This window comes from Ulvibacter sp. 2210JD10-4 (assembly GCF_058148525.1).
In genome coordinates this window covers 1-246 of sequence record NZ_JBYVJZ010000073.1, presented here as the reverse complement: position 1 = coordinate 246, position 246 = coordinate 1, and the positions used below count along the sequence as shown (strand labels likewise).

Annotated in this window: 1 protein-coding gene; it reads left to right on the top strand. The window is 35.0% G+C overall.

All coding sequences use genetic code 11. The annotated features are described in order from the left end of the window. Positions 1-50 precede the first annotated feature (50 nt). On the top strand, positions 51-246 hold a 196-nt coding region (locus tag ACY2RT_RS15525; protein WP_490156822.1), incomplete at its 3' end, for an NAD-dependent epimerase/dehydratase family protein.

Sequence of the window (246 nt, the reverse complement as noted above, 5' to 3'; positions counted from 1 at the left end):
AGAAACAAAAAATCAAACTCTATTTCACCAAGAACTATTACATTAACCCTATGGTTTTAGTTCCTGGAGGTACAGGTTTGGTAGGTTCACATTTGTTGTATTCCTTACTGAAAGACAATGAAAGTGTTCGTGCCATTCATAGAAGTTCAAGCGATATGGAAGCTGTAAAAAAAGTATTCTCGTACTTTACCTCTGAACATGAGGTTCTATTCCACAAAATTGATTGGGTAGAAGCAAATATCACAA